The sequence below is a fragment of the Ruminococcus bicirculans (ex Wegman et al. 2014) genome, assembly GCF_000723465.1.
GTDB classification, from domain to species: domain Bacteria; phylum Bacillota; class Clostridia; order Oscillospirales; family Ruminococcaceae; genus Hominimerdicola; species Hominimerdicola aceti.
Map to the genome: position 1 here is coordinate 983,037 of NZ_HF545616.1, position 26,939 is coordinate 1,009,975.

The following is a 26,939-nucleotide window of genomic DNA, read 5'->3' on the forward strand; positions in this document are numbered from 1 at the left end:
AAGATAGTATCCCCATATTGAAAGGAGGAAATGTCTGCAACGCAGGCATAATAAAATATGACGGAAAAATTATTCAAGCTGAAAGAAAATCACACCGATGTTAAAACTGAGATAATGGCGGGCGTGACGACTTTCATGACCATGGCATATATCCTTGCCATAAACCCGAGCATTCTCGGCAGAACGGGCATGGATCCTACAGCCGTACTTCTTGCCACCTGTATCGCCTCTGTTATTGGAACAGTGTGCATGGGACTTATGGCAAATCTGCCTTTTGTGCTTTCCGCAGGCATGGGACTTAACGCTTACATGGCTTACACTGTTGTGGCAGGCTACGGCTATCCATGGCAGGTGGCACTTCTGGCGGTTTTCGTCGAGGGTATCGTCTTTATCGTGCTTTCTCTTACAAACGTCAGAGAAGCCATTTTCAATGCAATACCTGTGGTGCTGAAAAAAGCGGTGTCCGTTGGTATTGGTCTTTACATTGCCTTTATCGGACTTCAGAATGCTGGACTTTGCGTTGACAGTTCAGCCACTCTTGTTACCATAACAGGCTTCCGCAAGAATTTCACAACTTCGGGCATATGTGCGCTTCTCACTATCGTGGGACTTTTCATCACTATTATCCTATATATCAAAAAAGTCCGTGGCTCTATTCTTATGGGTATAGTGGCAACATGGGTAATAGGCATGATATGTCAACTTGTAGGGCTGTATGTTCCTGACGCTGAAAGCGGCTATAATTCGCTTTTTCCTACAATGTCGCTAACGGATTTTTCAAAGCTTGGCGAAACATTTGGTCAGTGCTTTAAGGTGGATATGCACAGCATTGGTATCTTCAATTTTATAGTCGTGGTATTCTCCTTCCTGTTCGTTGACCTTTTCGACACTTTAGGCACTCTTATCGGCGTATGTTCAAAGGCAGATATGCTTGATGAAAAGGGCAGACTTCCGCAGATAAAGCCTGCGCTTCTTGCTGACGCCGTTGCCACAACGGCAGGCGCAGTTCTTGGTACTTCCACCACCACAACATTCGTTGAGTCCTCAGCAGGCGTTGCCGCAGGCGGCAGAACAGGTCTTACCTCTATCACAGCCGCAGTGCTGTTTGCACTGTCAATGTTCTTTGCACCTATCTTCACGGCTATACCATCCTTTGCAACAGCTCCTGCACTTATAGTAGTAGGCTTTTTGATGTTCAGCTCTATCACTGACATCAAGTTTGATGACGGCAATTATACAAAGGCTATCCCTGCGTATCTTTGTATTCTCTCAATGCCTCTTTTCTATAGCATTTCAGAGGGCATCTCTCTTGGAATAATCTCATATGTTGTTATAAATCTTGTTTGCGGAAAGCGCAAGGATATCACACCGCTTATGTATGTGCTTGCAGTGCTTTTCGTGCTGAAATATGTGTTCTTATAAGGAAAGCTTTCAAAGAACAGGTCTGAAACTAGCCATGCTTTCCTGTTCGTTCTGCTACAGAATGAGAATTGGCGTAAAATGACAAAAAAAGCGGCAGCCGTTACCGACTGCCGCTTTTGTTATATGCTTTTTATTATCTCTCTGAGCTTTTCTGTAAGCACCGCCGCTGCCTTTTTGTGAGTCTTTTCAGTAGGGTGCCAGTTTGCCGCAAAGCCGTCATTTGCTCCGTCCTGCTCGTGGAACATCATTGAGCTTATCTTGCTGTCAGCGTGGCTTTTAAGATATATCTTTATGCCCTCTTCAACAGCAGGGAATATCCTCTCGCCCATTATTCCAACAGTGCAGAGAATGTAAGCCTGCGGATTTTTCTCACGAACGACCGCAAGAAAATCAGCATAAAGCTTTGAGAAAACAGCCTGCCTGTCCTTGTAGTCACGGCAGTAGCTGTCGTCGTTTGTGCCAAGGTTTATAACGATTATCTGCGGAATATATTTGCTGAAATCCCATGGTATATCCTGCGGAGCAGTTCCTGCAAAATTGCCCCTTGAAAAGCCGTAGCTGCAATAGAACTGTGGAATTGTCTGTTCGCTGATAGGCTCGTCACCCTCAGTATAGCCTGAGATTATACCGTAGCCACTGGCTGAAAACATACTGTATTCAGCGTCAAGTGCCTTGGCGGTCTTGTAGGCATAGGCTTTTGTAACGTCCTCAGTAGCAGTGGTGAACTGGTGGTTTTCGTCCTCATCATCAACACCATAGCCGCAGGTTATAGAGTCGCCGATAAATTCTATTTTAAGCGGTTTTTCAGGCAAAGCCTCAGCACTGCCCTCAGCAAAAGCCTCAATGCCAACTGCTGACATTGGAGATTCTGAAAGCTTTATTATCTCCACAACTGACCGAGCGTTTTCCGTGCGGTCTATTACCGTGACCTCTTTTTCTGCACAGTTTATCATCTCGTCAACTACTCTCTTGCCGTCAACATAAACGGCTATCCTTGCATAGTCGATAGGATTGTCGCCCACTGCGATATTGTCACCTTTGAGCTTCAAAACAAGCTTTGTGCCGTCAAATGTGAATGACGCACCGGTTCCTGAAAGACCGAGCCACATTACCTCGTCTTTGAAATATACTCTGCCTGTGAGCTTTGCATTTTTGTCAAGCTGTAATCTATCCATACTTTTTCCTCTTTTTTCATCTATGATCTTCTTTAGCTGACGCAAAAAGGCTGTGTGTCAGCTCCGTAACAATAAGAGTATAACACACAGCCATATTATTGTCAACTTATGCAAGGGAATTTACATCACCCTCACGCTTTTGCTTAACAAGCAAAGCAGCCACAGCGAAGAATGCCACTGCAAACAGTGCTTCGATACCGATGCAGATAAGATATTCCTTTGTGCTGAATACTCCACCGCTCATGCCGAAAAGCATATTGTTGGCTTTGGTGTACCAGTATGCAGGGAACAATCTTCCCACTGCAAGAACGCCTCCTGTGAGCAATTCCTGCGGCACGAAAACTCCGCAAAGAAAGCTCATGCCAAGACCGATTATGTTCGATATGGCAGTTATGCCGTTGTCGCTAAGGTCAAACTGCGCTATTATCATTGCTATGCCTGCGGCGGCAATGATATATACAAAGCTGTTAAGGCAGGCAAGCCAGAATTTCACGTTGAGCGTTTTGCCCCAAATTATTGCGACTATCATAAACAAAAGCCATATGCTAAACACCAAGATACTTGCCCCAAGAGCCGTCTGTCTGCTGTAGTTTGCTGATGTCAGGCTTGAACACATTGTGCGTTCACGAACGCCCTTTCTGTTTAGCGTCAGTATAACGGGGCAAAGGGTAACAATGAGCATGGAAAGCATAACGTATGCAAGATACTGAAAATAGTAGCCGAATATTGCCGGCATACCTGTTCCGCCCTTGTTGTTAAAGTTTTTAAGCTCCGCCTTTACTTGCTGAGAAACTGCCGTTTGGGCAAGCTCCATAGCGTTTTCTGTGCTTTCACCTGCCGTCATGTACGCCTTTACGCTTGAAAGATAGCTGTCAAGCCTGCTTTCAAAAAGCTGTCCGCCGTAGCTGGAGGGCATTTTGAAATTCTCAAAAAGTCCGTCAAAATCCCCTGCGTTTATCTTGTCGCCAAAGCCCTTGTTTATATAGAGAACATAACCGGAACGTCCGTAATAAACGGCGTCGGTGACCTCGTCAGTATCGTCTGCAAGCTCCACCTTTTTGCTGCCGCTGAATATAAAGTCCTGCAAACGCTTGCTTTCGGCACTGTTGTCACGGTCAATGACGGATATGGACATTTTGTAGTCCTCATAGTCATTGTTATCTTTTGCAGTATCCGCCATTATTACTGCTATGACCATAAATATGACGAGATATAATATAGCAGACGTAAGCCTTGTTTTGAGTATTTTCATAAAGGTCTTAAAGACTTGCATATTTACGCCTCCTTGTAAGAACATATCCACCAAGGGTGAACAGCACTGTGTATATCGCCATTGAAATTATCTTCACCGTGAACCGCCTGTAATCTTCGTAGAGATTAAGACAGTAAAAGCTGTCTGAGATAATGGCGGCAGGGTTTATTTCATTGAATATCGGGCAATGCTCTGCAACAGTGCCTCTTATGGTATTTGACATAAGACCGCTGAAGAAGCAGCAGGTCATTGATGCCGCCATGACTACAGATATTTTTACACCCTCTTTTATGCGGAAAGAGCCAACGAAAAATCCCATGGATATTCCCGTTATTCCTCCGATTATTGCGGCAAGATAAACAAGTGGGAGCTTACTGCCGAAATCCACTTTAAGCACAAATCTCAGGAACGTCACCGATATCACCATGCATATCATTTCCACCGCATGAAAAGCAAGGAGCGTTGCCGTTATGCTTGTAAGCTTGTTCACTGGAGAACAGCAACGTCTTGCGCCAAGTGCAGACAGGTCGCCCTGATTTTTCTGTGCCACGAACAGACCTGACATCGAGCCGAAAAGTGCCGTCATGGCAAGGAGATTATAGAAAAACTGTATCGTTATGTCAGGATTGCCGTGGAGAGGTATATCCTCATTTGGGCTTATCTTCTCAGAAAGGGAAGCTATGACCTTATCAAGCTTTTGCGGAGCGTTCTTTGCAGTGTCGGTTATTATCTTTTCCTGAGTTTTGTATTGCTGTATGAAAGTCTTTACAATGGTCTGCTGGATACCTGTTGAGCCAAACTCAAGGGAGAGGTCGGAAGCCTTTATAATGCCTTTTATATCTTCGCTTTTAAGCATTTCTTCTGCCTTGTCAATATCCGTATACGTCACCTTGAAAAGAGCCTCATCACTATTTGATATCTGTTCAAGCACCTGCTTAAGGATATCGTTTTCTTCTATATTTGTCACCGCAACAGGTATCGCATTGAATACAACATCTTTTTCGTATATTCCTGAAAACGCCATCTTAAAAAAGCAACCCAGTATTATGGGAAAGGCTATGAGCCAGAAGAGTATGGCTTTTTGACGCAGACAGCTTTTAAATTCGTATTTGAATATGTTTGAGAACATTCTATCACTCCTTATCCCTGAGAGCTTTGCCGGTTATTTCAAGGAAAACGTCATTGAGGGTAGGCTGCTCAGAATAAACGCTGCCGAAGCCCACCTGATTTTCCTGCAATATTTTCAGTATCTCAATAAGATTGTGCCGTCCCCCTGTACAGCGTGCAACGAGCTTGTTGTCGGCATAGGAAACATTATAAACGTGTTCCAAAGCTTCTATTTGTTCACGGACGTTTTCAGGAAGCTGGAGTATCTCGGCGGTGATAGTTTCGGTGTTCTTTATCATGCGTTTGAGTTCCTCTGTAGTACCCTCGGCTATCTTACTGCCCTTATCCATTATGGCGATACGGGTGCATATCTGCTCGACTTCTTCCATGTAGTGGGAGGTGTAAATTATAGTCGCACCTTCACGGTTGAGCTGTAAAATGCCCTCCAGTATCTTGTTTCTTGATTGTGGGTCAACGGCAACTGTCGGCTCGTCAAGTATGATAAGCTCAGGCTTGTGTGCAATACCACAGGCAATGTTAAGTCGTCTGAGCAGACCGCCTGAAAGCTTTTTAGGGTGGAACTTCACAAAGTCCTCAAGTCCCACAAAAGCTATGGCATCGTCAACATATTTCTTTCGTGTGGCTTTGTCGGTGATGTAAAGCCCGCAAAAATAGTCAATGTTCTCATACACAGTCAGCTCGTCAAACACCGCAACATTCTGCATTATAACGCCAATACGCTTTTTTACCCCATAGTTCACAGGGGACATTTTTTCACCGAATATCTCGATGTCGCCCTTATCGTATGCCAACAGTGAGAGCAGGCAGTTTATCGTGGTGGTCTTACCCGAACCGTTAGGACCGAGAAGTCCGAAGACCTCGCCTTTTTTTATTTCAAGATCAAAGTGGTCAAGAGCAATAAGCTCCTTGTATCTTTTTACCAGATTGTCTATTTTTACTACAGTTTCAGCCATAAGAAAAACCTCCCTTAGTTTGTATTATCATTATACAATACTATCCGCCAAAAAGCTAGTGAGCAAAGTCATATCTTCATGTGACAAATGTCATATTATAAAAAAGCAGAGCGGCTGGTGACCAACTCTGCTTTGCAGTTATTTAAGCTGTGCTGTAAATATCATCATGCCGTTTTCGGCTTTGCATGATATCTTGCTTTTGTGCGACCTGACTATTGCCTGTGCAATAGAAAGCCCAATGCCGTAGCCGCCTTTTTTCTCACCTTTTGACCGAGAACGTGAGCTGTCGTCACGATAAAATCTGTCAAAAAGTTTTGTTAGGTCGCCTTGCGGTGGTTCTTTGCAGGTATTTGAAACTTCTAGGTCAGTTTCCTTGCCATTATGAGAAGTGAAAAGCTTTACTATTATCTCGCCATCCTCGTCAGCATATTTTACTGCATTTTCCGTGAGGATAGAAACAAGCTGTCTTATCGCACCCTCGTCACCGTGATAGGAAAGTCCGTTGGCAACATCAATGGTGAGCTTTTTGCCCTTTGTTTCCGCAAGGGTAGTAAAAGGCGAAGCGGCGTCATAAACAGCGTCAGAAATATTGAAATCAGCCATGGTAAGAGCAGGCTTTTCCTCCTCCATTTTCGCAAGGCTCAAAAGATCTTTCAGCAGACCGTTGAGCCTTGTTATCTGATTTTTTATGCTTGCTGTCCACTGGTTTGGCTCTGACACCATTTCAAGAACTTCCGTGTTTGCGGAGATTATAGCAAGGGGTGTTTTTATCTCGTGCCCTGCGTCGGTGATGAACCGCTTTTGCTTTTCAAAGCTCTCCACAACAGGTCTTATGGCACGCTTTGAGAAGATTATGATAAGCAGACATACAAGTATATATCCTGCTGCCCCTATAGCACACGACACCAGCAAAAAGCGATTTTTGGTGGCACTGTCACTGCGGCAGTCCATGAAAACTATCATCTTGCCTTTGTCAGTGCCGCCTGTTTTGTAGCGGTAGTTTCCTGACGTGCCTGAAGTCTTGCCGCTGTCAAGAACGCTTTTGCCGTATTCTATAGCCTGCGCACTTGACACCGCCGCAACGTGTCCTGTATCTACCTTGGTTATTTCGCCATTGCTGTCGGCGTATACAACAAAATACCTTGTCTGATACTTAGTTTCCTCGTTAAAGCCTCTGTGCTTATCAGGCTTTCTGTTTTCAGGCTGAACATTGCTGTCTGATGAACTGCCTGAATCGTTCTGCGGCTTGTCATGCTTCATGCCCTTGGGGTCGAACTCAGGAAATCTGCCGTCATTTTCGATTATTATGTTCAGCAGATCGTCTGCATTCTTGTTGGTCTGATAGATGTTCACTCCATTTATGCCGCCTATTATGGCAAACTCTACGATAAGAAGGCACACAGCGGCGATAACAACGAATTTCCGCTGTAAACGCTTAATCATTATGCTTTTCCTCTAGTGTGTAGCCCACGCCCCTTGTGGCTTTTATCTCGACATCTGCACCGATAAGACCAAGCTTTTTACGCAGATATGAAATATATACCCACACCACGTTTATCTCAGCGTCAGAGTCATAGCCCCATATCTTTTCCATGAAACGCTCTGTGGAAATAAGCGTGCCGTGATTTAGCATAAGGGCTTCTATCATTTGAAACTCTTTGTTGCCAAGCTTCTGAGAGCCGTTAGGACCTGAAAGCTCAAAGCTCTGTCTGTTGAGAGAAACGTTTCCGAAAGTCAGGGTAGAGGGTGCAAACTCAGTGCGGCGGCGTGTCATTGCCCTTATTCTCGCAAGAAGCTCGCCCATTGCAAAGGGCTTTGTAAGATAATCGTCAGCACCCGAATCAAGTCCGGTTATCCTATCGTCAATATCAGATTTTGCAGTGAGCAGCAGAACAGGGGAGTCGATACCCTTTTCACGAAGTTTTGTAAGCACCTGTATGCCGTCCATACCAGGCATCATAAGGTCAAGTATTATGCCGTCATAATCCTGTGCAATTGCATAGTTGTATGCGTCGATGCCGTTGTAAACAGCGTCAACAGAATAGTTTTTGTGTTTAAGCACTGCCGAAAGCGCATTTGCAAGCTCCACCTCGTCCTCAGCAAGAAGTAATCTCATTAAAATTCCTCCCTATAAGTCAGTATAATATCTTACGATATATGATAACCTATGAACTTTAAACTCACTTTAAATGTATTGTACCATAAATATTCTTTTTGGGCAATAAAAATCTGCCCCCGAAAACCGAGGGCAGATAAAAGATTTTTGAATTAGAATGCTGTCTTGTAGATGCCGAGGATAGACTCAACTGTGCAAGGTCTTGGATTTCCGCCTGTGCATACGTCTGCGAATGCAGACTCTGAAAGTGCCTGAAGATCCTCTTCCTTAACGCCTATCTCGTGGAGCTTCTCAGGAATTCCAACGTCCTTTGAAAGCTGCTTAACTGCGTTTACTGCGGCTGCTCTGTATTCAGCCTGGCTCATGCCTGTTGTGTCAACGCCCATTGCTTCTGCAATGTATTTGAACTTTTCGCCTGTGTATTCAGCGTTGTACTCCATTACATACGGAAGAAGAACTGCATTTGCGATACCATGAGGTGTGTCATAGAATGCGCCGAGCGGGTGAGCCATGCCGTGAACAACGCCAAGACCAACGTTTGAGAAGCCCATGCCTGCGATATACTGACCGAGAGCCATATCTTCTCTGCCCTGTGGGTCATTCTCAACAGCCTTTCTCAGTGAACGTGAGATTATCTCTATTGCTTTAAGGTGCATCATGTCTGTAAGCTCCCAAGCGCCAAGTGTTGTGTAGCCCTCGATAGCGTGTGTAAGAGCGTCCATACCTGTTGAAGCTGTAAGTCCCTTTGGCATTGATGACATCATCTTTGCGTCGATAACTGCAACAACTGGGATATCGTGTGGATCAACGCAAACGAACTTTCTCTTTTTCTCCTCGTCTGTGATAACATAGTTGATAGTTACCTCTGCGGCTGTGCCTGCTGTTGTAGGAACTGCGATTATAGGAACACTAGGATTCTTTGTGTCAATAGCGCCCTCAAGAGAAGTAACGTCAGCATACTCAGGGTTGTTTATGATGATACCGATAGCCTTTGCAGTGTCCATTGATGAGCCGCCGCCGATAGCGATAAGATAGTCAGCATCTGCTGCCTTGAAAGCTTCGATACCAGCCTTTACTACCTTTACAGTAGGGTTAGCCTTTACCTGAGAGAATATATCATAAGCAAGTCCTGCTTCCTCCAAAAGATCTGTAACGTTCTTTGCAACGTTAAATTTGATAAGGTCAGGGTCTGTTACAACAAGAGCCTTTTTAAAAGCTCTCTTCTTTGCCTCTGTAACTATCTCGCTGATCGAGCCTGCACCGAAATATGAAGTTTCATTAAGTATCATTCTGTTAGCCATTTGATTATTCCGCCTTTCAAATATATGATCTCTGTTATCAAAGTTATATCTTTGATTATTGATATTATACAACTTTTATACCATGATTTCAATTATTTTTGTGTAAAATATTAGCGGCGCAATATTGTGTAAAACAGCCAAAAACATAAATCATTTAATCTAAGGCACACCATACAAGGCGTAACCTGTGAATGATACTTTTTTCTTGACAAATCGGCAAAAATGTGCTATAATTCTCAATTAGGAAAGTTACCTTGCGGAAAATTTCGCAAGGTGCTTTTGTGTTTTATAGGCTTTTTGTGAAAAATTACGATTTTCTTTCCTTTGATGGGAGAAAATATATTTATAATTTTTATTGTTTATAATTTTTGCGAAATATATTAAGCAAATCGTTACAGAAAGCATTCGCTTTGCTGTGTCTTGATAAATCGGAGGAGTATGTATGATTAGAGAAGATTTAAGAAATGTTGCTATTATTGCCCACGTTGACCACGGTAAGACTACCCTTGTAGACCAGATGCTCAAGCAGAGCGGTACTTTCAGAGAAAATCAGGCTGTAGAAGAAAGAGTCATGGATTCAAACGATATTGAGCGTGAGAGAGGAATCACTATCCTTGCAAAGAATACTTCTATCAAGTATAAGGACGTTAAGATAAACGTTATCGACACCCCAGGCCATGCTGATTTCGGTGGTGAGGTAGAGCGTGTTCTTAAAATGGTAAACGGTGTTATACTGCTTGTGGACGCAGCCGAGGGTCCAATGCCACAGACAAGATTTGTGCTTCAGAAAGCACTTGAGCTTGGTCATAAAATAATCATCGTTATCAACAAGATAGACAGACCTGACGCTCGTCTTAACGAGGTAGGCGACGAAGTTCTCGAGCTTCTAATGGATCTTGACGCTACTGACGAGCAGCTTGACAGCCCTATCCTTTATTGCTCAGGCAGAGCAGGTACAGCTACTCACTCACCTGATGAAGAGGGCAAGGATATGATACCTCTCTTTGACGAGATACTCAGCTATATCCCTGCACCTGAGGTAGACACAGAGGGCCCAATGCAGTATCTTGTTTCCGCTATCGACTACAACGAGTATGTAGGAAGAATAGCTATCGGCCGTATCGAGCGTGGCGAAATGAAAGTTAATCAGGACGTTACGATCGGCGACTATCATCAGACTAAGAAGGAATATCGTGGCAAGATAGTTACAATGTATCAGATAGAGGGACTTAACAGAGTTCCATGCCAGAGTGCAAAGGCTGGCGATATCGTTTGTATAAGCGGTATCGAGAACATCACTATCGGCGACACTATCTGTGACTTCGGCAACTTTGAGGCTGTTCCTTTTGTAAAGATATCCGAGCCTACAGTTGAAATGACATTCTCCGTAAATAATTCGCCATTCGCAGGCAGAGAGGGCAAGTTCGTAACGAGCCGTCACCTGAGAGACAGACTTTTCAAGGAGCTTCTTAAGGACGTTTCACTGAGAGTTTCTGAAACAGACAGCACAGACGCTTTCAAGGTTGCAGGACGTGGCGAAATGCACCTTTCTATCCTTATCGAGAATATGCGTCGTGAGGGCTATGAGCTTGGCGTTTCAACACCGCACGTTCTGTTCAAGGAGATAGAGGGCAAGCTTTGCGAACCTATCGAAAGACTTGTTATTGACGTTCCTGAGAACTGCGTAGGTTCTGTTATGGAGAAGATAGGTGCAAGAAAGGGCGAGCTTCAGGAAATGGCACCTGTTGGAAGCAGAATGAGACTTGAATTTCTTATCCCTGCAAGAGGACTTTTCGGATACAAGAGCGAGTTCCTTACAGACACAAAGGGCGAGGGTATCATGAGCTCTGTATTCCATGACTACGAGCCATATAAGGGCGAGATACCAAAGAGAGCAACAGGCTCACTTGTTGCGTTTGAAACAGGCGAGGCTGTAACATACGGTCTTTACAACGCACAGGAGAGAGGCGAGCTGTTCATCACAGCAGGCACACCTGTATATGAGGGAATGATAGTTGGCGCTTCACCAAAGCAGGAAGACCTTGTTGTAAATGTCTGCAAGAAGAAGCACCTTACAAATACTCGTGCAAGCGGTTCTGATGACGCGCTCAGACTTGTTCCGCCAAGAAATCTCAGCCTTGAGGATTCACTTGAGTTTCTCGCTGATGATGAGCTTCTTGAAGTAACACCAAAGAGCATAAGAATAAGAAAGCGTATTCTGAGCAACTCACAGAGAGCTAAGGAAAGAGCTAAAATGTAATAATAACAAAAAGAGGAGCGGTCATGCCGTCTCCTCTTTACTTTTTTATGAAATTGTAGTGCTATTGTATGTTGGTGTAGTAGAAAATAGCAAGCTGTGTGCGGTCACGGAGGGAGAGCTTTTCCAGGATAGTGCTGATGTAATTTCGCACTGTGCCCTCACTGAGATAAAGCAGTGAGGCTATCTCCTTGTTGCTAAGTCCTTTTGCCACCTGTTCGATTATCTCCTGCTCTTTTTCGACTATGCCGTAGTGGTCAAAATCAAAACTGCTGTGATTGGTAAGAAGCTCAGGAAGCTTGCTTGCAACATCTGAGCCGAAAACTGTCTGCCCATTCATAACGGTTTCAAGGGCAGGGCATATGCTTTCAAAATCCTGCTTTAAAATATATCCCTTTGCTCCCATAAGCACAGCCTTTATAATGTATTCATCATCAGAAAATGTGGTAAGATAAAGTATCCTTGCGTCAGGGTACCCAGCAAGGATCTTTTCGCCGGCTTCAATGCCGCTCATGCCGTTCATGCGGATATCCATAAGCAGAACATCAGGCTTGAGAAGAGTATAAAGCTCTATGGCTTCCTCACCGCAGCTTCCTATGGCAAGAACGTTCACACTGCCTGTGCTTTCCAAAATGGTTTTCAGCGACATCGCCACAAGCTTGTCATCATCTATTATAACAATGTTCATGTCAAGACCTCCGTTCAGTCAGGTTTTGTTTCGGCACAGACAGAAAAATGTGGAATCCCTTGCTGCCCGATGTGATGTTTATGTTTCCATTTAAAGAAGCCGCACGCTCTCGCATATTGGCAAGCCCCATGCCGTTTTCGTCTATCTTTTCGGGACAGCTTCCGTTGTCTGCGATACTAAGCTGATAAAGAGCAGGGTGTTCACGAATGATTATTTTTATGCTGTCGCCGTCGCTGTGCTTTGCAGTATTGGAAAGTGCTTCTTTTATAACGCCAATAAAGCAAAACTTCACATCTCGTGACATTCTTTCGGAAAAGTCATAATCACAGCTTACTGCAAATCTGTCTTTCAGAGGTCTTATGCAGTCTTCAACAGCAGGCTTTAGTGCGATAGAATCGTCATGAAGATCATGAACACTGCTTTGTATGCTCGTCATGGCGGTGTTCAGCGTGCCGCTCAGGTCGTTGATGGCTTCACCGACAGTTTCATCTTTGTTTATGACCGAAAGCGCACCAAGCTGTAAAATAGACCTTGTGAGCATATGTCCCACGTTATCGTGTATCTCCCTTGCAATGCGGTTACGCTCTTTCAGCGTGGCAAGATATATCTCGTAGTCTTGATTTCTCTGCATGGCTTTGTTTTTTTCTACAAGCTGGGTGGTAAGTTCTTTTGAATTGTCACGAGTATTTATGAGCATCTTTGTCAGCTTTTCGTTCAGAACGCTGTGGGTTGAAATTGTGAAGCTTACCAAAAAAAGAGCGACAAGTGGGAAGATGTCTTTTCCCAGAGTGAATATATTTGCAAGTACGCCTATGAATGTTAAGACCATAGCAGGGTAAAATTTTGTACAGAAAGCATCATAAAGCACCAAAGGGGCGAGTATCAAAGCTTCTTTACTGAAAATGCAAAGTGAGCTGTACGCAATAACTGAAAGGTATGCAACGGCAGAGCTTGGTTTTATTTGCAAGATAGCGGAGCATATGACAGCCAATAGCAATGTGGTGATGTTTGACGGATCTGTTCCCTCTGCGAGCATGAATGCACAGCAGCTAAGGCCTAAAAGAAACTTATCCCACAGTTTGTTCATATGGCGTTCCCCCTTTGATGTGATATCTCAATTTTAACACATTAGTGCCCGATTGTCTAGTATCGTTCTAAAATAGTTTTGCTATACTGTAAAAATCATTGACTTATACCTATAAAAAATGGTATAATGATAACAATGATAATTTCTTGTAAGGAGCATATTTTTATGAAAGACGGTTTTATAAAGGTCGCCGCCTGCACCCCTGAGATACAGGTGGCAGACGTTGACTTCAATGTGGATAAAATAATCAGTCAGCTTGAAAAGTGCAGGGAAGAGGGCGTAAAGGTCGCTGTGTTCCCTGAGCTTTGCATAACAGGTTATACCTGTCAGGACTTGTTCTTTCAGAACGCTTTGCTTGACAAGGCAATGGAGGGTGTTGTAAAGATAGCAAAGACTACTGCTGACAGCGATATGCTTGTGGCTGTGGGCGTGCCTGTGAGAGCAAACGGCAAGCTTTATAACTGTGCGGCTGTTATACAGGACGGCGAGGTGCGTGCCTTTGTACCTAAAACGCATCTGCCGAACTATAACGAATTTTATGAGGCAAGACATTTTGCACCATACAGAGGCGAATGTGCTGCCATTGATCTGAGAGAGTACGGACAGCTTGAATTTATACCGCCTATGGAACAGACCGTTTTCGTATGTGAAGAGATACCTGAGCTTGTGGTGGGCTTTGAACTTTGTGAGGACTTGTGGGTGGCTGACCCTGTTTCAAACTATCTTGCTAAAGCTGGGGCTACCCTTATATGCAATCTGTCTGCAAGCGATGAAGTTATCGGCAAGGACTCATACCGCAGACAGCTTGTATCGAACCAGTCCGCAAGGCTTGTGGCAGGGTATATCTATTGTTCTGCAGGTGACGGCGAGTCAACGCAGGATATGGTCTTTTCTGGTCACAATATCATTGCGGAAAACGGCTCTATACTTGCAGAGAGCAGGCTTTTTGAAAACGGCATTACCATATCGGAAATAGATTTTAAAAAGCTTGCGTTTGAGCGAAGAAAAATTTCTACCTATCCTGCAAGTGCTGAGTGGGACTATTCTTCCAAAGACAGCGGTTTTTTGGATAAGGACAATATCTCCCGTGAAAGATTCAGCCTTGAAATGGGCGAAACAGCTTTGACAAGAAAATTTGCAAAAACGCCTTTTATCCCGTCAAATCAGGCGGAGAGAAACGAGCGCTGTCACCTTATTTTGCAAATGCAATCCCATGGACTTATGAAGCGTATCGCACACACACATTCCAAGACTGTGGTCATTGGCATTTCAGGGGGACTTGATTCTACGCTTGCACTGCTTGTGTGTGTAATGGCAATGGATCTGCTCAAAAGACCGCATACTGATATCGTTGCGGTGACGATGCCATGCTTTGGCACAACAAAGCGCACACGCTCCAATGCGGAAATACTTTGCGACGCTTTGGGGGTAACGTTCAGAGAGGTGGATATCTCAAAAGCAGTTTTACAGCACTTTGAAGATATCGGTCATGATTATAACGATCACAGCGTTGTGTTCGAGAATGGTCAGGCGAGAGAGCGCACAAAGGTGCTTATGAATATCGCAAATCAGGTGAGCGGAATGGTGGTCGGCACAGGCGACTTGAGCGAGCTTGCTCTCGGCTGGGCGACCTACAACGGCGACCATATGTCCATGTACGGTGTGAACGCTTCTATCCCTAAAACGCTGGTAAGGCATATCGTTCAGTATTACGGCGACACCTGCACATCTGATACTCTGAGAAATGTACTGTACGATATTTTGGACACTCCTGTTTCTCCTGAGCTTCTTCCTACTGATGAGAGTGGCACTGAGATGACACAGAAAACAGAAGACCTTGTCGGTCCATATGAGCTTCATGACTTCTTCCTTTACTATGGCATACGCTGGGGCTTTGAGCCGTCAAAGGTGAAAAGGCTTGCGAAATATGCCTTTGAGGGGGATTATCCTGACGAGGTCATAGACAAGTGGCTCAAAACATTCTATCGCAGATTTTTCTCACAGCAGTTCAAACGCTCCTGCCTGCCTGACGGCGCAAAGATCGGTTCTGTTACCCTGTCACCGAGAGGGGATTGGAGAATGCCGTCTGACGCTGTGGCTAAGCTTTGGCTGGAGGATATCGACAAATAACGCAAGGTAAAAATAAAGTAACAAAATCTTTATAACTGCTCGGTTTTACAGAATTGGCTGTTCAGATATAATTATAAGTAAGGAACGGAAAACTTTTCTGAACAGTATCATTACGGAGGATTTATTATGAAATACACAGAGAAAGAGGTTTTGCAGTTCGTTGAAGAAAACGACGTAAAGTTCGTAAAGCTCATGTTCTGCGATATATTCGGTTCGCTAAAGACTATCTCTGTTATAGCAGGCGAGCTGCCGAAAATATTCAGAGAGGGACTTATCTTTGACGCTTCAAAGCTCGGTGGCTTTTTGAATGTGACTGCTTCAGACCTTAGACTTTTCCCTGACCCTGATACGCTGGCGCTTCTTCCATGGCGACCGCAGCACGGCAGGGTAGTAAGATTTTTCTGCCACCTGAAATATCCTGACGGAACGGCTTTCGAGGGAGATGGCAGGTTTTTCCTCAAAACTGCTATCGCATATGCGAAGGGCAAGGGATATAACTTCCAGATAGGTACTTCATGCGAGTTTTACTGTTTTGAAAAGGACGATACTGATATGCCTACAAAGCGTCCTCACGATTATGCAGGCTATTGTGACGCTGCGCCTGTTGACAGGGGAGAAAACCTTAGACGTGACATATGCCTGACACTTGAGCAAATGGATATTTTCCCAGAAAGCTCAAGACATGAAACCGGTCCGGGTCAGAACGAGATAGATTTTCAGTATTCAAACGCACTGAAAGCTGCCGATAATCTTGTGACGTTCAAGAACGTTGTAAAATCTGTGGCTGACAGAAACGGGCTTTACGCAACGTTCATGCCAAAGCCTATCGTCGACAACTGCGGATCTGGTCTGCATATAATGCTCATGTGCATGAAAGGCACAGAAAATGTTTTCAGACCTCAGCTTGGCGGACTTTCCAAAGAGGCTGAGCGCATGATAGCAGGAATACTGAAAAACGTTGGCGATATGACGCTGTTTCTAAACACCACTACAAATTCATACAAACGTTTTGGCAGTCTGCTTGCACCTAAGTACATTTCATGGTCACATGAAAATTATGCACAGCTTCTTCGTGCACCGCTTGCTGATACAGATGAGAATGGTATAATACTCCGTTCAGCAGACAACACCTGTAATCCTTACTTTGCTATGGGTCTGCTTATTTATGCCTGTATAGACGGCGTTATAAATAAGGAAGAACTTCCAAAACCTTTTAATTTCAATATAGGCTCGGCAGATGAAAGCGAGCTTGCAAAGCTTGAAACACTTCCGCAGTCTTTGAAAGAGGCAGTGGAACGTGCTGAAAAGAGCGAGTTTCTTGCGGATAGGCTTCCTGAGCATATGTTGGAGCGTTTTATCGCAATAGAAAAGGAGCTTATCATAGAATATGAGAGAGCTGCCGATAAGGAGCAGTTTGAAACAGCCAGATATTTTTATCATCTGTAATGTCAGAGAAAGCTAAAAAAAGGAGGTGGGGAAATGGACAGGATACTTGTGGCTTCAAGCAATGACAAGGCAACAGCTATGCTTGTGAGTCTGTTAAAAGAAACCTTTCCCACCTGCAAGACTTCTATAGCCGCAACGGGTCTTGAAACAAGGCGTGCAGTAGGGTCAGGCAGTTATGACTGTGTCGTGATAAACTGTCCATTGTCAGACGAATATGGCAACGAGCTTGCGGAGATAGTCTGCACCTCAACTGACGCAAGCTGTGTGGCTATCGCAAAGTCGGAAAATGCGGATATCCTTGCGGATAAACTGGAAGATTTCGGCGTAATGGTGATACCAAAGCCACTAGGCAGACAGTATTTTTACCGTTCAATGAAATTTGTCAGTGCCGCAAGAAAAAGAATGCTGGGCATAAGGTCTGAAAACCTGAAACTGCACAAAAAGCTTGAAGAGATAAGAACGATAAACAGAGCAAAGTGCTCACTTATGCAGTATCTTGGCTTTACAGAACAGCAGGCTCATAAATATCTTGAAAAGCAGGCTATGGATAAGAGATGCACAAAGATCGAGGTGGCTCAGAAGGTCATTGAGATGTACGAGGTTTAAATGTTACATAATTGTTAAATTAATGACACGCTATTGCAATTGGCGGAGTAATGTTGTATAATAATAGAGGAAAATTTTAAATAACGGAGGTCGTTAAAAAATGTTAGTTTCAGCTAAGGAAATGATGACAAAGGCACTTGCAGGCAAGTATGCTGTAGGTCAGTTCAATATTAACAACCTTGAGTGGACAAAGGCTATCCTTCTCACTGCTCAGGAACTGCAGTCACCTGTAATTCTTGGTGTATCTGAGGGCGCAGGCAAGTACATGACAGGCTTTAAGACAGTTGCTGCTATGGTTAAAGCAATGGACGAAGAGCTTGGTATCACAGTACCTGTTGCACTTCATCTTGACCACGGAACATATGAGGGCTGCTACAAGTGCGTAAAGGCTGGCTTCTCATCTATCATGTTCGACGGTTCACATTATCCATTTGATGAGAACCTTGCTAAGTCAACTGAACTCGTTCACGTTGCAGATCAGCTTGGTCTTTCAATTGAGTGTGAAGTTGGTTCTATCGGTGGCGAAGAGGACGGCGTTGTAGGTATGGGCGAGTGCGCAGATCCAGACGAGTGCAAGACAATCGCTGATCTCGGCGTTACAATGCTCGCAGCTGGTATCGGTAACATTCACGGTAAGTATCCAGCAAACTGGCCAGGTCTTTCATTCGAGACACTTGCTGCTATCAAGGAAAAGGTTGGCGATATGCCACTGGTACTTCACGGCGGTACAGGTATTCCTGATGACATGATCAAGAAGGCAATCTCACTTGGCGTTGCAAAGATCAACGTAAACACAGAGTGCCAGCTTTCATTCCAGGAAGCTACAAGAAAGTACATTGAAGAGGGCAAGGATCTTCAGGGCAAGGGCTTTGACCCAAGAAAGCTTCTCAACCCTGGCTTCGAGGCTATCAAGGCTAAGGTCAAGGAGAAGATGGAACTCTTCGGTTCTGTTGGCAAGGCTTAATCAATAGCTAAATTAACGTAAATAAACGGGCTGTCGTTTCGGCGGCAGCCTTTTTATGTTATTTTATTTTCCAATTAAATAGAGTGTAACCTAGATCAACCACTCACAAATAAAAACAAGGAGATTTTTTTATGGAAATTTTCAGTGCACGTCGTTTAACAAACATGGGACTTATTGCAGCGATATACGTTGTGGCTACGATGCTTTGTAGCTCGCTTGCATACGGACAGGTACAGTTCCGCATATCTGAGGTTTTGATGCTACTTTGTTATTTCAACAAGGATTACATCATTTCGCTTTCTATAGGTTGTTTGATAGTCAATCTATTCAGTACGCTCGGAATGGTGGACGTAGTATTTGGAACGCTTGCTACAGTTGTGGCAGCGGTTCTTATCTATCTGCTGAGAAACAAGGTAAATCTTGTAGTTGCGTCGCTTTTCCCGGTGATATCAAATGCGGTGATAGTTGGCTTTGAACTGACGTATGTCTTCAAGACGCCGCTTCTTGTGAACATGGGCTGGGTAGCCTTAGGCGAATTTGTATGCGTAACGATAGTTGGTGTAATACTTATCAAGGCGCTTATGAAGAACAAGTATTTCAGCAAGCTTGTGACTTTCGGCATGAGTGATCAGGCTCTAAGTGAGCAGTTTAAAAACGGGTGATGATTCCGATATAAAAATCAGCCTGACTTTTTAGTCAGGCTTTATTTTTTGGCGTTTTTATCGAAAAAACTGCTAAAAAGTATTGACAAAGTACGTGTAATATGATATAATATATACGTTGCATTGAGCAACGTTAAATATGCGGATGTGGCGGAATTGGCAGACGCGCTAGCTTCAGGCAGCGTAACGACAGTGAATTTATTTGCTTGGCTGCTTTCTGGTTCATCATAAATGTGGATTAGTGTGATAAGCACCCACCTCGGTTTTGGATTTGAGCCGAGTAAAAGTTTCAAATTTTTATATGCGGATGTGGCGGAATTGGCAGACGCGCTAGTTTCAGGCAGCGTAACGACAGTGGATTTATCTGCTTGCCGATTTCCTGTTCATATATCATGTGGAGCTGTTTGTGAAAAGCCCACCTCGGTTTTAGATTTGAGCCGAGTAAGAAGTTTCAAATTTTTATATGCGGATATGGCGGAATAGGCAGACGCGCTGGCTTCAGGCAGCGTAACGATAGTGAATTTATTTGCTTGGCTGCTTTTCGGTTCATCATAAATGTGGATTAGTGTGATTAGCACCCACCTCGGCTTTTGAATTTGAGCCGAGCAAAAGTTTCAAATTTTTATATGCGGATGTGGCGGAATTGGCAGACGCGCTAGCTTCAGGTGCTAGTGATCGCAAGGTCATGTGGGTTCAAGTCCCGTCATCCGCACCACGAAAAGCTCGATTTTATCGGGCTTTTTTCTTTTGCTCCAGTAAAAATAAATGGGCAGACACGCTGGCTCTAAGAACAATTTTTAATTGATATTATGCTAAAACGCACTACCATAGCTAATGCGTCTGTCGGTTAATATATTCATATATGTAACGAACAAATCCGCAGGCGATACTGCGGATTTCGTTTTAATTTCTATGCACTTTCTAATTCTTCTGTTGGCTCAATAAACACGCTGACAGTTCCATTAAACTCTCCGTTCATCTCGAATCTGATATCAAGACTTTTATCTTCATTTTGATGAATGATAATTCGCTTGACTAACATTCTTAGATTGATATCCGAAATCGTACCCTCGGACAGGATTTCATCAAGTATCTGTGTTGTGTTTTTAAGCTGTTCTTTTCTCTGTTTGCAGATTTTGTCATACTCTTTAAGATCAGTTATCCGTTTTTCAATAGCGGATATTTCTTCTTCACGCTTAGTAATCATATTGTTGTAAACTTGTGCGTGTTCTCTGTCGCCGATTCGCTCTATAATCAAATCTTCGATCTGCTGTCGGAGTGATAATATCTTATCGTTGAGCTGCTGTATCTGACGTTCATACAGCGGCTTTTTCTTTACCCAATCCTTGACAATCTTGTTGTAGCGTTCGCTTTCGGCAAGTATCGTTTCACGTAGTCCTCGGACTTCATCTTCGATCAAAGCGTCAAGCTGATTTTCACGGACTGTGTGCGGAGTACAGTATTGCTTGCCGTAGCGGTGTGCGCTGTTGCAAGTGTATTCAACGTACTCTTTGCCTTTCCATTTTCTTGTGCGAGCTACAAAGCAAGCCCCGCAGTCGGAGCATTTTATTAATCCGGAATAGCGATGAAGATTCCTGCCATTTTGCGAACGTGGATTAATCTGTGAACGCTGTTCCAGTAAAAACTGTGCCTGTTTCCAAGTTGTTTCATCAATTATTGGTTCGCAGAAATTCTCATGGCGATACTGTTCCTCTAGCGGAATAAAAGTTTTTGTTTTGTAGATTTTACTTGTCACAGTTTTGTGATTTACCATTGTTCCAATATATAGTTCGTTAGTTAAAATTCTTTTGACCGCCGTTTGTACCCACAAGTATTTCTTAGAGATGTCGGGTTTCCAGTCGGCTAGCTTTCTTCGCTGATAGTATTCGGGCGACTTAATTCCACGCTCGTTCATCTTCTTTGCGATTGTGGTCAAGCCGTAGCCGTCAACGTATAGCTTGAATACTTCCTGCACTATCCAAGCTGTTTCATCGTCTACCAAAACAGTATTTGTGTTTCGGTCACGCTTGTAACCGAGGGGTAAGGACTCTATCAGACCTTTTCCTTTCTGCTTTTGACGTACACCTGCTTTTACTTTTTTGCTGATGTCCTTAGCATAAAAATCGTTGAAGATCTGCTTGAATCCAATCATCAAATCGTCGTTTTCATTGAATGAATCTATTCCCTCAGTCACAGAAATTACCTTAACATTATTCTGTCGCAAGTGATCAATGAAGAGTTCAGTCTGCGTTCTGTGTCGTCCTAATCTAGATAGATCCTTGACCAGAACAACATCGATCTTACCTTCATCAACAGCAATTTCAAGTTTGCCTAAGCCTTTTCTGTTGAACGTCATTCCCGAAACGTTGTCATCAAAACTTTCACCAACTATTTCGTAACCATTCTGTTCAGCGTAATCAACTAAAATCTGCCGCTGATTTTGTAAGCTGTTCATTTCCTCATCTTCGTCACGAGATAATCTGTAGTATAGCCACGCTCTCATTTTATCGACCTCCTTAAATTCGTCAGGTACGTCATGGTGTGTCTGCGTTACAACAGACACTACCACAAGCCTCCCTTAAAGTCCAGCGATCACGCCGATTCTTCAATAATTTCTATCTTACCAACAAAATCAGCGTCGGAGCATTTGGGCATACTATCCGAATTTAAATAGTCGTTGATCATAGCTTCCATAAACGTATCAAAGGATTTTTTATCGCCGTTGTATATGATCGTGACGGAATTGATTCTGGGGATTTCTCTTTGTCTTGGCATTGGGTTATCGCCCTCCTTACTGTCTTTTCAGTTTCTTTTTCTCTGATTTTTAAACTGATCATTTTTAATCATTCCTTTCCTGATATTTTGTCTGACATCATCAGCAACGCCCGAAATTATGCCGATTTTACGTGATCTTCAGTACTTACGACCCCTGAATCATTCAAAGCTCAAATTTATGACCCCATAAAAAATATGCACAAAGGCTTTTCTAAAACTGCGTATTTACGGCACTTTTGCGGCGAGCTTTGCTCGTCCGCTGTGAGTGTTTCGGGGGCTGCGACCCCGAAACTTTAACTTGCAATGAAATATTTAGCTTTGGTGGTTATAGCTCTAGCTGCTTAATTGTGCAAAGTACATAATTGCTCAAATCGTTGAGTTCGACTTGCACAAGCTAACCTTATTTAAAATATCGCTCACAGCGGCTCACAAATCGCTTGTGTGTGGTTTTGGTGAGTTTCTGCTAAACTTACCCGACTGATTTTTTTAGCCCACAAATCGCCCCACGTTCGCTGATTTGGGTTGACAGCAAAACTTGCTTTGATTTCTACCGTCACATCTTGTAAAGCAAGGTTTTGCAGGACTTTTCATACTTTCAAGGTCAGCCTGTTGACAGTAACTTCGCTAGTGTTTTTACTGTCACTGCTGTCACGCTCACGGTCGTAATGAAGAATTATCAGCCTGCAGTTGCGTGTCCGCTTGTACTCAAAATCAATGCCGTATTTTCTCAGCGTGTAACCGTTGCGAACCAGATCTCTTGTTACTCTGTTTGGATAGAATTGTTCTTGCGTGACTTCTTTTAGTTCGCTTACAAGTTCAGACGCAGTACCTGTAAACGAAATGTGCTTTTTTAGATAAACATACAACGCTGCAAGAAAAATGTTGTCTTTGCTTTGACCAGTGGACAACTCATCTGTGACTATCCACTTTTTCAAGTCACTATCAAAATGCAAACTTATTTCTGCGTTTTCAATGTCACGACCGACACAGAACAGTTTAGCATTGCGACTTCCACTCTTTGTTTCGATCAGAACCATACTTCCGTCTACACAGCCGCTCAGTCCTGTCTAACCTGAGATCATATTGAACGGGTCGCTGTCTTTGCATTTTCTTGTGTGATGAACCACTATGACAGTTATCTCAAGCTTGTCTGCAAGAGCTTTCAGAACGGATAGGTCTTTGTAGTCTGAACCATAGCTTGAATCTGTTGAACCACGAACCATTTGCAGAGTGTCAATGAACACAATTTTTAGACCGCAATGTTCAATTTTAAAACTTTCGATTTGTTCTTCAAGTCCGTTGCCGATAGATTCAGACATAACAGAGAAGTACAAATTTTCAGTTGGCACATCAGTTATTTCATACAAGCGATTTTGAATACGAACGTAGCTATCCTCTAAACACAAATACAATGCCGTGCCCTGCAATGTTTTCTGACCTAAAACACTTTCTCCTTTCGCTATTGACAAGCACATATCAAGTGCTAGCCAAGACTTTCCGACCTTTGGTGCTCCGGCTAAGATATACAGACCTTGTGCAAGCAAGCCGTCTATAACGAACTCTATTGGCTTGTACACCGTAGTCATTATTTCTTCGCAGGATCTTGTGATAAGTTTTTTCAAATTATCATTCCTCCTATTCTGTTTTCAAGTTTCTGTTATTGTCACTGAACATAGCGAAATTTATATTCAAAACAAAAAGCTCGCAAAGACTTTTAAAATCTTTACGAGCTTATATTATTCTCCATTCTTATGGTATCGCATTTTAATACGTTTGTCAATAGTCATGGTCCATTTTCATTGTTTTGCACAGGAGATTTGATTTTGACACGGGGGTAAGATGTGCGTTTTCGCCGTCGCACTGTGAGAGGGAGGGAGTGGCAGATTGGGGGTTCGGGGTTCTCCCCGACAAGCCGCAATCGGTGGTCTGCCCCTTGTGGGCGGACTGCCGTTTGCGATGCTTGCTAAGTCTGCGGACTTAACTTTTCCGGGCTGTCCAGTTGACAGTAAATAATTATCATTTTTTATGTTCATACTGAAAATGCACTTGAAATATTTATCTTTTAATGATATACTGTTATGCACAGACAAAAAACGGAGAGGTGATTTGATGCTGGCAATTTACCTATCAATGCTCGAAACCAACGAAGAAAAAAATCAGTTTGAACAGCTTTACATAAAATACAAGCAGGATATGTATGCGGTTGCATATGGCATTTTGAAAAACAAGGAAGATGCTGAGGATGCTGTACATCAGTCTTTTTTGAAAATAGCAGATAACTTTTCAAAAGTTTCACAAATTCCATGTCACGAATTAAAAGCATATATTGTTATTATATGTAGAAACACAGCGATAAATATTTATAGGCAAAATCAAAATCGTGCAAAGCATAGTACAGAATTATTTGAAACTGAAATAGTTGATGAATCATATTTTGAAAAACAAAACTATGATGAACTTTTATTAGCAATAAAACAACTTCCGCAGATTTATAAGGATGTTATCTATCTGTATTTTCTGCAAGAGTTCTCAGCAAAAGAAACGGCAACACAACTTGAAATATCTTCTGAATTGGTCAGACAACGTGCATTAAGAGCTAAAAAGATGTTGAAAGACATCTTAGAAAGGAGTAGTCACATTGAATAATACTCAGTTTAAGAGAGCAATATCTGAGGCTTTGACAAGAGAATATGAATTATCTGTTCCTGCACATAACAATGACTATAAGTTTTCAGATAAGTTTACCCGAAAGATGAATAAGCTGATAGGTCGCCAGAAAAAGCCGTACTACCAAATGATTAATACAGCCAGTAAGCGAGTGGCTTGTATTTTTATAGTGATTTTTATTGCTGCATTTACAACAATAATGAGCGTATCCGCTTTGAGAAATGCATTTAAGGATTTTTTCATGAGCATTTTTTCAGACCATTCAGAGATATCAGCAAATGTTGAAAGCAATGAGGCTGCACTGGACACAATTCAAGTCAACTATGATATAGGTTATGATTTGAGTGATTATGATGTTATTTATGAGGAATATGATAAAATTTCTCGGAATATCATTTATCAAAATGAGAATACAATAATTGATTATCAGCAGTTAGTCAAATCCGAATTTGATATGGGACTTAACACAGAAAACGCTGAAATATCAACAATAGATATATCCGGACACGATGCAGTTTATTATATAGATAATCATCAATTTTATCACTTGATTTGGGATAATGGAGATTATATTATTATGATAAGCTCCAACATTGGCAGAAATGAACTAATTGATATAGCAAATTCTGTGCAAAAAGCAGAAAAATAAAACTATTTTTTGTTTTTCTGTAACGAATCCACCTTCTGATTTGTTATGTATGAATGAGGGAGTAAAAGCTTCTGTATTAATGCTAACAAAAAAGGAGGTGTTTTTTGTGTATAAAAGGATCGTTTCTTTGATTACAATTCTTGTGATTGGCATGAGCTGGTTCTATTAATATTTCATACAATAGCATAAAAGAAATAGGAATGAGAACAGAAAATGATAATGGATTAATTTTTGATTCATTAAATGCAATATTTATTAACAATGAATATGATGATTTTAATAATATAGCTAACTCTGATAATCTATATACTATTGAAGGAGATAATTATTTTACTGACTTTTCATTGGTTTTACAAGATTTAAATATTGATGGGAGATTATATACTGACGGAGACATTACTATTAATGCTACATCTGTGACCTCCGAATCAAAAAATTCAATTATTGCATCTCACACAGGAAATATAGTGATTAATTCCAATGAATTTAATTATAAAGGTATTTTTTTTGCACCAAATGGTTATGTAAATATTAATTCTAAAAATATTGATTTCAAAGGATTCATAATTGCGGCTGGTATCTCTATATCTGGAGATGATGTAACAATTTCAGAGAGTGATGAGGTTTTCACAAACTTTAATACAATGGAGCAAGAATATCAACAGAGAAATGATGAACTAATTACTGAGTATTTTGATACTGTATCGGCTCTAGAAGATAATCCAGACGACATAATTGTGGAAAGTAAATACAACGATTTGAGAAAAGATTTGCAAACTAAAGACCTTTTACTAAGCGAAAATGAGATTTCTGAATTATTTTGCAATCAAGAAAATATATCGAGTAGTTACAATGTTATGAACAAAGCTAAAGCTAGCTTTTATCCTTGTAAGGGAATCGAAAAGATGTATGACGTGATTCGCACATCATCAACGTATTCCTATGGTGGAAAGTCATATCAATACTACTCACTAAGTGTAAGTGATAAAGTATCCACTAGTAAACCAAAGTTACGTCGCAATTATTCTCCCAATATCTATCTTATTGGTAAATGCTCCAATGAAGCAACCGCAAAAAAATATTTAAATACAGCTGTTTCAACATTATTTGGAAAAGGTTTTGGGGCTTTATTAGCAGGATGTGGTCATCCTATAGCTGGTAAAACTTTAGGGGTGGTAATAAAATCACTATTTTCTCGTACGCCGTCACCACATGATCTATATACGGATAGTTCAAAGTTTCTTCGATTGTCGGATGTTTGCTTAAATACCACAATGAAATATACATGGGTTAAGTATAAAGGCAGATGGGAATTTGGCTACAGTTGTGATAAGACAGCGTGGAAGTATGTGCTTACTGAGGGAAAGTTAAACACAAAAACAAAGTTATACGATTATGAGAAGTTAACTAGAAGTTTTACAAACAAAGGAAATTATTACAAGCCATATGTAGCAATTAAGACAGTAGTCGACTATAAAAAGATGTATGGTGATAATGCGTCTACAGGAAATAATGACCCAATAGGTTACAGTAGTACAGCCTCTTATGAAATTAAAAATAGTGACAAAAAAGTCGTAAAAACCCTAAAACCTTTATTCATAAAAAATACAACAGCATTAATATAAATATATGTGGAGGTATTATGAAAAAAAAATAATATT

24 protein-coding genes and 1 tRNA gene are annotated in these 26,939 nt (G+C 42.2%); 12 read left to right on the forward strand and 13 right to left on the reverse strand.

All coding sequences use genetic code 11. From position 1 onward, the window contains the following. Window positions 1-57 precede the first annotated feature (57 nt). Window positions 58-1,422 carry an NCS2 family permease gene (locus RBI_RS04340; protein ID WP_038671310.1) on the forward strand — a complete coding sequence of 455 codons (1,365 nt, stop codon included), beginning with the start codon at window positions 58-60 and terminating at the stop codon, window positions 1,420-1,422. A 119-nt stretch (window positions 1,423-1,541) separates the two neighbouring features. Here RBI_RS04340 and RBI_RS04345 read toward each other — a convergent pair whose 3' ends face one another. The 7 genes from RBI_RS04345 to fucO form a co-directional block, all read right to left on the reverse strand. Next, entirely contained in the window at window positions 1,542-2,597 is a 1,056-nt protein-coding gene (locus tag RBI_RS04345) for an SGNH/GDSL hydrolase family protein (protein ID WP_038671312.1), read from the reverse strand. A gap of 106 nt (window positions 2,598-2,703) precedes the next feature. Next, entirely contained in the window at window positions 2,704-3,870 is a 1,167-nt protein-coding gene (locus tag RBI_RS04350; RefSeq protein ID WP_038671314.1) for an ABC transporter permease, read from the reverse strand. Then, window positions 3,857-4,978 (reverse strand): ABC transporter permease, encoded by a 1,122-nt coding sequence (locus RBI_RS04355; RefSeq protein ID WP_038671316.1) that lies wholly within the window; start codon window positions 4,976-4,978, stop codon window positions 3,857-3,859. The genes RBI_RS04350 and RBI_RS04355 overlap by 14 nt, the downstream gene beginning before the upstream one ends. Before the next feature lie 4 nt (window positions 4,979-4,982). Further along, complete coding sequence (locus RBI_RS04360) at window positions 4,983-5,930, reverse strand: ABC transporter ATP-binding protein (protein WP_038671318.1); 948 nt, start codon at window positions 5,928-5,930, stop codon at window positions 4,983-4,985. Window positions 5,931-6,068: 138 nt separating this feature from the next. Next, entirely contained in the window at window positions 6,069-7,373 is a 1,305-nt protein-coding gene (locus RBI_RS04365) for a sensor histidine kinase (RefSeq protein ID WP_038671320.1), read from the reverse strand. Beyond that, the gene (locus tag RBI_RS04370) at window positions 7,366-8,046 is read right to left on the reverse strand and encodes a response regulator transcription factor (protein WP_038671323.1); all 681 of its coding nucleotides are present in this window, start codon (window positions 8,044-8,046) and stop codon (window positions 7,366-7,368) included. The genes RBI_RS04365 and RBI_RS04370 overlap by 8 nt, the downstream gene beginning before the upstream one ends. A gap of 152 nt (window positions 8,047-8,198) precedes the next feature. Further along, on the reverse strand, window positions 8,199-9,347 hold the full coding sequence (gene fucO, locus RBI_RS04375; RefSeq protein WP_022287672.1) for a lactaldehyde reductase: 1,149 nt from the start codon (window positions 9,345-9,347) through the stop codon (window positions 8,199-8,201). Between the two features lie 442 nt (window positions 9,348-9,789). Between fucO and typA the strand changes: the two genes are divergently transcribed. After that, window positions 9,790-11,607, forward strand: coding sequence for a translational GTPase TypA (gene typA, locus RBI_RS04380; protein ID WP_022287673.1), 1,818 nt, complete (start codon window positions 9,790-9,792; stop codon window positions 11,605-11,607). Window positions 11,608-11,668: 61 nt separating this feature from the next. Here typA and RBI_RS04385 read toward each other — a convergent pair whose 3' ends face one another. Both RBI_RS04385 and RBI_RS04390 read right to left on the reverse strand, forming a co-directional pair. After that, the gene (locus RBI_RS04385; RefSeq protein WP_038671325.1) at window positions 11,669-12,292 is read right to left on the reverse strand and encodes a response regulator transcription factor; all 624 of its coding nucleotides are present in this window, start codon (window positions 12,290-12,292) and stop codon (window positions 11,669-11,671) included. 1 nt (window position 12,293) lies between these two features. Beyond that, complete coding sequence (locus tag RBI_RS04390) at window positions 12,294-13,379, reverse strand: sensor histidine kinase (RefSeq protein ID WP_038671327.1); 1,086 nt, start codon at window positions 13,377-13,379, stop codon at window positions 12,294-12,296. Window positions 13,380-13,544: 165 nt separating this feature from the next. Here RBI_RS04390 and RBI_RS04395 point away from each other — a divergent pair, with 165 nt between their 5' ends. The 6 genes from RBI_RS04395 (at window position 13,545) to RBI_RS04420 (ending at window position 19,902) form a co-directional block, all read left to right on the forward strand. Beyond that, the gene (locus tag RBI_RS04395) at window positions 13,545-15,509 is read left to right on the forward strand and encodes an NAD(+) synthase (RefSeq protein ID WP_038671329.1); all 1,965 of its coding nucleotides are present in this window, start codon (window positions 13,545-13,547) and stop codon (window positions 15,507-15,509) included. Between the two features lie 126 nt (window positions 15,510-15,635). Then, window positions 15,636-16,955: a glutamine synthetase family protein gene (locus tag RBI_RS04400; RefSeq protein ID WP_038671331.1), complete on the forward strand. Its 1,320-nt coding sequence runs from the start codon at window positions 15,636-15,638 to the stop codon at window positions 16,953-16,955. A 33-nt stretch (window positions 16,956-16,988) separates the two neighbouring features. Beyond that, a complete protein-coding gene (locus tag RBI_RS04405) occupies window positions 16,989-17,561 on the forward strand; it encodes an ANTAR domain-containing response regulator (protein WP_022288387.1) in 573 nt (190 codons plus the stop codon). 100 nt (window positions 17,562-17,661) lie between these two features. After that, window positions 17,662-18,525, forward strand: a complete 864-nt coding sequence (fba, locus tag RBI_RS04410; RefSeq protein ID WP_038671333.1) for a class II fructose-1,6-bisphosphate aldolase — start codon at window positions 17,662-17,664, stop codon at window positions 18,523-18,525. A gap of 131 nt (window positions 18,526-18,656) precedes the next feature. Then, a complete protein-coding gene (locus RBI_RS04415) occupies window positions 18,657-19,187 on the forward strand; it encodes a QueT transporter family protein (protein WP_038671335.1) in 531 nt (176 codons plus the stop codon). Between the two features lie 628 nt (window positions 19,188-19,815). After that, window positions 19,816-19,902, forward strand: a tRNA-Leu gene (locus RBI_RS04420). A 195-nt stretch (window positions 19,903-20,097) separates the two neighbouring features. Here the strand turns inward: RBI_RS04420 and RBI_RS04425 are convergent. The 4 genes from RBI_RS04425 to RBI_RS13990 all read right to left on the reverse strand — a co-directional run bounded on the left by RBI_RS04425 (window position 20,098) and on the right by RBI_RS13990 (window position 23,584). After that, window positions 20,098-21,750: a recombinase family protein gene (locus RBI_RS04425; RefSeq protein WP_148303561.1), complete on the reverse strand. Its 1,653-nt coding sequence runs from the start codon at window positions 21,748-21,750 to the stop codon at window positions 20,098-20,100. Window positions 21,751-21,779: 29 nt separating this feature from the next. After that, on the reverse strand, window positions 21,780-21,962 hold the full coding sequence (locus RBI_RS04430; RefSeq protein WP_038671339.1) for a hypothetical protein: 183 nt from the start codon (window positions 21,960-21,962) through the stop codon (window positions 21,780-21,782). Between the two features lie 587 nt (window positions 21,963-22,549). Beyond that, window positions 22,550-22,999, reverse strand: a complete 450-nt coding sequence (locus tag RBI_RS13985; RefSeq protein ID WP_051706422.1) for a hypothetical protein — start codon at window positions 22,997-22,999, stop codon at window positions 22,550-22,552. Window positions 23,000-23,029: 30 nt separating this feature from the next. Further along, window positions 23,030-23,584, reverse strand: a complete 555-nt coding sequence (locus RBI_RS13990) for an AAA family ATPase (RefSeq protein WP_051706425.1) — start codon at window positions 23,582-23,584, stop codon at window positions 23,030-23,032. Window positions 23,585-23,846: 262 nt separating this feature from the next. On the opposite strand from RBI_RS13990, the gene RBI_RS15400 reads away from it, so the two are divergent. From RBI_RS15400 to RBI_RS04450, 4 genes are all read left to right on the forward strand, one after another. Next, window positions 23,847-23,975, forward strand: coding sequence for a hypothetical protein (locus tag RBI_RS15400; protein WP_272481043.1), 129 nt, complete (start codon window positions 23,847-23,849; stop codon window positions 23,973-23,975). 96 nt (window positions 23,976-24,071) lie between these two features. Then, the gene (locus tag RBI_RS04440) at window positions 24,072-24,608 is read left to right on the forward strand and encodes an RNA polymerase sigma factor (protein WP_038671341.1); all 537 of its coding nucleotides are present in this window, start codon (window positions 24,072-24,074) and stop codon (window positions 24,606-24,608) included. Next, window positions 24,601-25,278, forward strand: coding sequence for a DUF4367 domain-containing protein (locus RBI_RS04445; protein WP_038671343.1), 678 nt, complete (start codon window positions 24,601-24,603; stop codon window positions 25,276-25,278). The genes RBI_RS04440 and RBI_RS04445 overlap by 8 nt, the downstream gene beginning before the upstream one ends. 200 nt (window positions 25,279-25,478) lie before the next feature. Beyond that, window positions 25,479-26,903: a hypothetical protein gene (locus RBI_RS04450; protein ID WP_038671345.1), complete on the forward strand. Its 1,425-nt coding sequence runs from the start codon at window positions 25,479-25,481 to the stop codon at window positions 26,901-26,903. Window positions 26,904-26,939: the final 36 nt, after the last annotated feature.